Annotated in this window: 4 protein-coding genes; all 4 read right to left on the bottom strand. The window is 34.8% G+C overall.

Going from position 1 to position 7,331, the window contains the following annotated elements; translation table 11 throughout:
• Window positions 1-434 precede the first annotated feature (434 nt).
• From AC23N5_RS31170 to AC23N5_RS31155, 4 genes are read right to left on the bottom strand one after another with little or no spacing between them, the layout of a single operon-like run.
• Window positions 435-1,628: a Wadjet anti-phage system protein JetD domain-containing protein gene (locus AC23N5_RS31170; protein WP_487758523.1), complete on the bottom strand. Its 1,194-nt coding sequence runs from the start codon at window positions 1,626-1,628 to the stop codon at window positions 435-437.
• On the bottom strand, window positions 1,606-5,073 hold the full coding sequence (locus AC23N5_RS31165; RefSeq protein WP_487758522.1) for an ATP-binding protein: 3,468 nt from the start codon (window positions 5,071-5,073) through the stop codon (window positions 1,606-1,608). The genes AC23N5_RS31170 and AC23N5_RS31165 overlap by 23 nt, the downstream gene beginning before the upstream one ends.
• Window positions 5,066-5,656, bottom strand: a complete 591-nt coding sequence (locus AC23N5_RS31160; protein WP_487758521.1) for a DUF4194 domain-containing protein — start codon at window positions 5,654-5,656, stop codon at window positions 5,066-5,068. The genes AC23N5_RS31165 and AC23N5_RS31160 overlap by 8 nt, the downstream gene beginning before the upstream one ends.
• Complete coding sequence (locus tag AC23N5_RS31155) at window positions 5,656-7,104, bottom strand: DUF3375 domain-containing protein (RefSeq protein ID WP_487758520.1); 1,449 nt, start codon at window positions 7,102-7,104, stop codon at window positions 5,656-5,658. Before AC23N5_RS31155 ends, AC23N5_RS31160 begins: the two co-directional genes overlap by 1 nt.
• Window positions 7,105-7,331: the final 227 nt, after the last annotated feature.

The following is a 7,331-nucleotide window of genomic DNA, read 5'->3' as shown; positions in this document are numbered from 1 at the left end:
AAACGGCCTCGTTCCTCAGCCGCCCTTGACTAGACAAATAACAAAACAAAAAAGCATTTGAAATCGAAAGAAAAAACTAAATTTGGCCAAAAATGATCATTAGACAGAGTTTGTATTACACTCCCGACTAGGAGAATTAAAAGGTATCGAGAAAAAAAACCTTGATTTTGTTCAAAACCTACTTACAAAAACTGACTTTGATAATGCCAAAATCGCCGAGTTGGCAGGGGTAAAGGTTTCGTTTGTGCAAAAAGAGCGCCTTAAACTTCAAAAATCTTAGTGTTTTCTCTTCTCAAAAACCATAGCCCGCATCATGTCCATCAAAATCTGAATGAGATGATTCGTGGCTGAAAGTTGAAAAATCTTCGTGGGTTTCGTGGAGATGGGGCGTGACCTCAAACATAGCTTGCTGATAAGCATCTGAATTATTTAAATCACTTGCTTGTAGCAAATCTCAATTTTGTCAAATTTTCATTCACATACCATTGAGGTATTCTTTCTTGCTCTAACCTGTTGCTTTTTTGGGGCAATGTTTTTAATCTTTGAAACATAGCAATTTCGTCGTCTGTTAGATTTGGTGGTAGCTTTTTCACTGAATCTTTTCCCTCCACGAGTCCTTCCTTTGAAAATAAATCAAAGCATTCAAAATCCATCATAAGCGATTGAGCATTAGCTTTAAACTTGCGTAGATTAGAAAGTATCTCAAACCCTTCTACATCCAAATCTCCCCAGTAATAAACTTGTTTTTCTTGTAACCATTCCAGTTTTTCAAGATTGCTTACAGCCTTTCCACTTCCAAAAATAATGATAGACTTACCCATTTCTGGGAATGTGAGAATGCACATCTTATTTTCTGCTATGAAAATTCGCTCTAAACTACTATTGATATATAAATCTTGAAGTTGTGATAATGGCAGCGAAATATCAGATAAGTTGTTGACAAAAAGGCTGTTATCTAAAATTCGAAATCGTATTATTGGTTCCGACTCCTTTAACCCAAAACGTTTTTCAAAATCTGTAGTTTCGGCATTTATGGAGGTTGACGGCAAAAGAAAATTCAGCAAAGAGGTGATAATAGGTTTATTATTCTCAATAAATTTAGTGTGTAGGTTTTCAATAGGTAGTTGCCTGATGTATAGATGTGGCATAGGATTTTGAAGAAAATATTGGCTGATTTTTAGTAGATTAGGCCAACAATCACTTTGGTTTATTACTTGTAGAGGATTTTCCAAAACCCAGTCCAAAAGCCTCGGCAGCTGTGTTTTGATAAGCTTGACAGAATATTTAAACTCATCAAATTTTTCTTCTTTATCTATTAATTTGACAAAATCTGTTTCTGTTTCGATACTTATTTTTGTAATAAAACCGCTGTTTCCAATACTCTTATTGTTGATTTGTTTCCAAAAAAGCTGATATCCAAACCCTCTTCCTACTTTTGAGTACTCTTTTAAAATCTGTTGTTCTTGATATATTTTTTCAAAATTCTGCCCAACTTCAGAAGGCTTTACCACACCGATTTGAGGGATTTCTTTTGGAAAAAAACTTTCATTTCTTAACCAAGCGATTAAAAAACTACCATCATTCCACCACTTCTCGGCTTTTTTTTCAATTTCTCTGGGACTCAGCATATTTCTCTTTGTTTTCTAAGTATTCTTGTTTGCTCAAATTAGTAATGGTTGAATACTGCCCATTTGAATTGGCCACGAAGTGTACGGCATTGATATAATCTTCTATAATGTTGATTTTTTGTAAAGGGGTAACTATCAATAGTTGTAAGTTCATTTTTTTGAAGAGTTCTAAACCATACCTTGTGCTATCATCTGAACCACGCCCAAATGCTTCATCAATCACCACTAAGCGGAAGGTTTTAGGTTTTCCATCCCAACTCAACCCAAATTGATAGGTAATCGCGGAGGCTAATATTGTATAAGCCAATTTTTCCTTTTGCCCACCTGATTTTCCAGAAGAGTCGCTAAAATAATCTCTTAGGCTATCATCTTCTCGATACAATTCTTCTGCACCAAACAAGAACCATTCTCTTACGTCGGTTACTTTTTCTGTCCATTTTTTATCTTCGTCGGTCGATTTTTGAAACCTAACTAACAGTTTTTTTACTGCTTCAAACTGTTTTTCGATATTTAGTTCATTTTCGCCAAGTGTATTACTGAGACAGTTTTTTAGGTCATTTTTGAAATCAATTATATCGGATGTTTCGACCTTAGACTTATCAATTTTAATATAAGTCCCCTCTGTTTTACTGTAGTCTATCTCCTTAAGGTTTTCATTTATGGTGCTTATTTTTTTCTCTATATCGTTTTCTTGGCGTTCTAAGTTATTTTTAAAGAGAGAAATATAGCCAATCGTTTTATTATTCAATTCATCTTTAAATCGCTTTTCGTGTTTAGGTAAGTCTTCTTCTCTAATTTTAGAATGTAGCTCCATGTAGTCTTTTGCGGCTTTGGGTTCGGGGCTTGTGTCAAACTCATGGGTTTCAGCGGGAAATTCCTCTTTGAATTTTCCCATTTTTTTGTTGATACTACTGCTTATTTTGTACTTTTCTTCATTTTTTTTGTCTTTTAAACCTGTTCTACTGGCATTGATTTTGTCTTTTGCACGACTTTCTAGGTCGCTTATATTATTGGGTTTTATCTCTCGATTTTCCAAAAGTTGTTCTTTGATAAATATCTCATTCTCAGATGAAACTTTGTCGTTTTCGATGTGTAGTTTTTCTAATGTATCTAGCCACTTTGGTAGCTTATCCATAATAGGCTGGTCTTCATCAAAGAATGACTCGAACACACGGTTGTCTTTGTCAAGAATACCAAGTAGGTTAAGAGCATTATAAAGGTCATTGGAATCTCTCAAAACATCACTTTCAATATTACCAATAACCTTATTTTGCTTGTCTCTTTTCTCCGAAGTAGAAATGATTTCTTGGCTAATTTTTACCAATCTTGCATTTAGAATGTCTAATTCGCTTGATGTAGCTTTTAAATCAGATGCTTCTCTTTCTAATTCTAAAATTTGGGTAGCTATCTCTTGCCAATTCAACTGGGAATAATCCGTAACTTGATTGAGCAGAAGTATAGCTTCATTTTGTTGTTTCAGCGTATTTCCTTCGTCCTTTAAGCTCCTATTCTGATTTTCTAATTCATTAAATTTTTGATTTACATCCTTCAGGTCCTTCTCTAACAAACTGATTTTGTTTGCATTAGACCAGCCTAAAATGTAGTTACGGCGGTCATGAACATTGCGACGGTCATCTTTTTCATGACGACTTTTACCCAACTTTATAGAACCTTCTTTGGTTATGGCATAAGGCATTCTGCGAAATTCCTCGATGGTATCGCAACAAATCAAATTATGGTCATTGATGAGTCTTTGTTCAATCCAGGTATAAAAGTCGGAGTCTTTAATGTCTATTTTTTTTACTAATGATTGATTTGATACTTGTTGAAAGCCACGTTTTTCTTCATCAATTATTTTAAAATAGACTAACCGCTCGCCTTCAAAAGAATTTGAGTTGATAAAGTGGCTCACTTGGTTGTATAATTCATCAGCTACAATAAGACTCTGACCAAATCCATTCAAACGTCTTTCTATAGCCCCTTCCCAAGCTGCCTCGGTGTCTTTCACTTTAATCAATTCACCCACAAAAGGTAAGTCGGTTTCGTCCAAGCCAAAATGGTCTAAAATCCTTCTACGAACTTTTAATTGCCTGTCAGGGATTTGGGTTTTTCTTGCTCTGAGCGATGATAGTTCTATTTCAATATCAGCTTTTGTTTTTCGTAAAGAGTCTATTTGGAGCAAGTTAGCATTTTGTCGTTCTCTCAGTTTCTCTTGTTTTTGCTCAACTTCGACCGTTATTTTCCCTAATTTCTTTTTGTTCTCATAGAACTCGTTTTCATCCAAAACGACAGTTAGTCCTATTTTTTCTGCCAGTAACTTGTACTCTCTCTCTTTGTCTTGTTTAGCCTTTCTTTCCTTCGCCAATTTCTGTACTTCTTCCTCAATTTGAGTTAAACGTTTCCCTTTCTCATTATTTTGGATGAGTTCTTTGATTTTATCAGCTTGCTTGCTTAACCTTTCTAAGTCCAATTTTGCATTTTCTAAAATACCATCGGCTCGTTCGTATTCAATTTGGGCATCACCAAGCAGTTCCTGTAAGATTTGGGCTTTGTGGTAAGCGAAATAATAAGGTATTTGAGCTAATATTTCTTCTAACTTTGCTATTTCAAGACAAACCTCATTATATCTACCTATTTCTTCCACAATAGGGTTTAATAGTTCAAGTTGACGTTTGGCTTTTAAAATGGCTTTATGTGCAGCATCCAAATGCTCAAAACGACTCAAAAGTTCGTCTATTTTTTCCCCCACATCAGTTTTGCTTAACATGTGGGTACGGACAAAATCAGTAAGATTTGTAACTTGTTTCATCGAAACAGTTTGATTAAACAAATCAACCGCTTCGTCGGATTTGATACCTACAATTTGTCTAAAACGAGTAGTATACTCCTTAAAAGTATCGAAAATATCAATGCTTTTTAACTCTTTCAATCGCTTTTTTAATTCTCTCATTTCTGTAAAATTCTGGAAATGTTGAGAAATAGATAGAGCATTTTCGGCTACTATAAACAACTTTTCAGCGACTTCACCCTCGTTTTTTATCCAAAGAACTTGAGCTATGGTACAATAACTTTTATAATAGTCGTTATAAAAACAAGCAAGCAAGACGCTATAAGTACCGTCTTCTATTTTGCGAAGCGTAATGGGCTTACTTTTATTCGAGAAGTCCGTTTTTTCACCCTTAAAAGCCCCAAAAATATAACTTTTCAGCCCTCTTTCGCGGCTTTCTGCTCCAGCCGCTTTGTTATAAGTAATTTTCTGAGAAGGGACTATTAATGTAGTCAGTCCGTCAATAAGCGTAGATTTCCCCGAGCCTATATCGCCAGTAATCAAAGCATTAAATCCATTTGGATTAATTTTCCAGATTTTTTTATCGAAAGTCCCCCAATTCAGCACCTCAAAACGGTGCAATCTATAACCCGCAGTATTTTCAGGAGTATTATTCATCGTCGTCTTTGCTTTGGCTTGGTGCGTAACTTCTCATTTTTTGTTCAAACTCCTTGATAAAATCAATATTAATATACGAAATCAAAATCCGCCTGATTTCGTATTCATCTTCATCATTTTTTAATTTTCTCAAAAAACCATATTCTGATAACCGATTCACGGCCTCATCAATTTTTTTTATTGATTTACTATCATCATTTTTATTGATTTGTAAAAAGCCTTGCATCAAGTCATTGATTTCCTGTTTGGTGATTCGGACTTGAGTTTCGCTTGATGTTTGGATATGTTCTGCCATTTTCTTGCGCAAGAGCACGCAAAGGAGACTTGTAATATAATTTAACTGGCGTTTTTCGATAAGTTTCGGAAAGTCGGCTTGTTCTTCATGTAGTTCAAAATCAACTATATGCGCATATCCTTCGGCTTCATCAATATAAACACCTAACCCCGCTTGCTCAAAATGCTTTCGGATTTCAGTTTGGTGTTTGATGAGAAGATACCATATTTTTTCATTTTCTTGATAAATAACCCCTTTATATAGATATACTAAGGCAGGATTATAGTCGGGTAGCTTGCGTGGTTCCATTAATTGCTAAAAATAATTTTTGGTAAACTGATTTCTTGCCAAGCTCCTGCTTGAATGTAGGTTAACTTTTCTTCGTTGGTTTCATCAATCATTGCCTTTTGTATTTGCTCTGCTTCTTTGGCCAGACTGATATAACATACTATCTCTGCTAACCCCTTTTGAATAGGAAATGTGTTGATAACTTGTGTCAAACTAACCACTTCTCGATTTCGCAGCATAAATCGAATATTAGTTTTTAATTCTTCTGGGTTGATAAAAAGTTGTCGAAATAGCACTTCAAAATCGCCCTCATTATCAGCCTCTTCCATTATCTGAATTTTGATTTTTGTGGTATTTGGGGGTTCAAATAATTTTCGACTCATCACAAAACTATATTCAGGCTTCCCATCTATTTCGATAAAATCTTTTTGAGTTGGTATTTTATGTTTGAATGTCATGGCTAATTCCAAAACAGATTCAATTTTATTAATGATGTGTCTGTTTTGAGCAAAAAAACTGGATTCAATAAACCGCCTCAAACTACGAATGATAGAATCGTTGATATTGTGAATGTTTTGGCTGTAATCAATCAGGTCATATTTTAACTCAGAAAGATTGTAATTTGATTGAATTGTCTGGACATCGGGCAGTTTTAAGACTGAACTGGTCAGTTTATCTAACTCTTCTTGGCGATTTAGATTTGTCAATAAATCAAAAAATGCCTTAAAACTTTTGCCTTGGTCTTTTTCCCAAATTTGTTTATCGATTGTCTGAAAAAGATTGTCTAAGAATTTCCCCTTTGACAATGAAGTAGAAATTATATCCTCTCGAAGTTTTCCATCAATCTGCCTAAAATTCTCCTCTACTTGCCTAAAATCAGAGGTTAGGCGATTGATTTTTTCTTCTAATAGTTGGTAGGTTTCTTTAATTTTTGTTGAATCCCACACTTCTATTTCGCCAGCCTCAATTTTCTTGATTTCTAATTTCTTATCAGCTATTTCTTTTTCTAATTGTTCAATTCGAGTGTATTTATCTTCACTACTTCTCGTAACCATCTCACGTAGCGTATTGAAGATATCTAAAAGTCGTGATTCTGTTCCAACAAATTCCGATTTGTTCAACTCTTGTAGCCATCTGAGGGTATTTTCAGTATCAGAGGTAATATCATAAAAATATTCATCAGAATTAGAAGGATTAATAAACCTACGATAAAACCCCTGATTGACCCAATCTTCAATGTAGTCACGGGCAGATTTAACATCTTCAATTTCTTTGTCGTAGAAAAAATTTGACAAAGCGTCTAATAAATCTGATTGCTGATAACGAGAAACATTTTTGACTTTAAAAGCCCAATGGCTGAATGAAAGGAGCAAGGCCGCCGTATCTCTACTTCGGGTAAGGATTTTTATGGAGGGGTTCGTATCAATAAGATGACGTACTTGATGAAAATCGGTATAGTCAATAGCCATAAATATACATTGAGTAAATAGCACACGGAGCCATGCAAACAAACAGCACAATCACTTAATTTTGCACATATTGCAAAAGCTAGGTACTATATTATAATACATAACGCCGCTAAACAAAAATCTAGTAGTAAGCACTACCAGTAGAAATAAAGTGTGCTGACCGCTAAATACTGGACACTGGGTTTCCCTTATTTTAGGGAATAGGGATTTGATTAATGGGGTTATTT

Source organism: Runella sp. R5_40 (genome assembly GCF_057652295.1).
Note: the sequence above shows the minus strand (reverse complement) of the source record. Positions and strands in the feature narration are given on the sequence as shown.

Bases quoted from the DNA above. Each gene is read 5' to 3' on its own strand.
- AC23N5_RS31155 (WP_487758520.1), bottom strand. From the start codon at position 7,104: ATGGCTATTGACTATACCGATTTTCATCAAGTACGTCATCTTATTGAT.
- AC23N5_RS31170 (WP_487758523.1), bottom strand. From the start codon at position 1,628: ATGCTGAGTCCCAGAGAAATTGAAAAAAAAGCCGAGAAGTGGTGGAAT.
- AC23N5_RS31160 (WP_487758521.1), bottom strand. From the start codon at position 5,656: ATGGAACCACGCAAGCTACCCGACTATAATCCTGCCTTAGTATATCTA.
- AC23N5_RS31165 (WP_487758522.1), bottom strand. From the start codon at position 5,073: ATGAATAATACTCCTGAAAATACTGCGGGTTATAGATTGCACCGTTTT.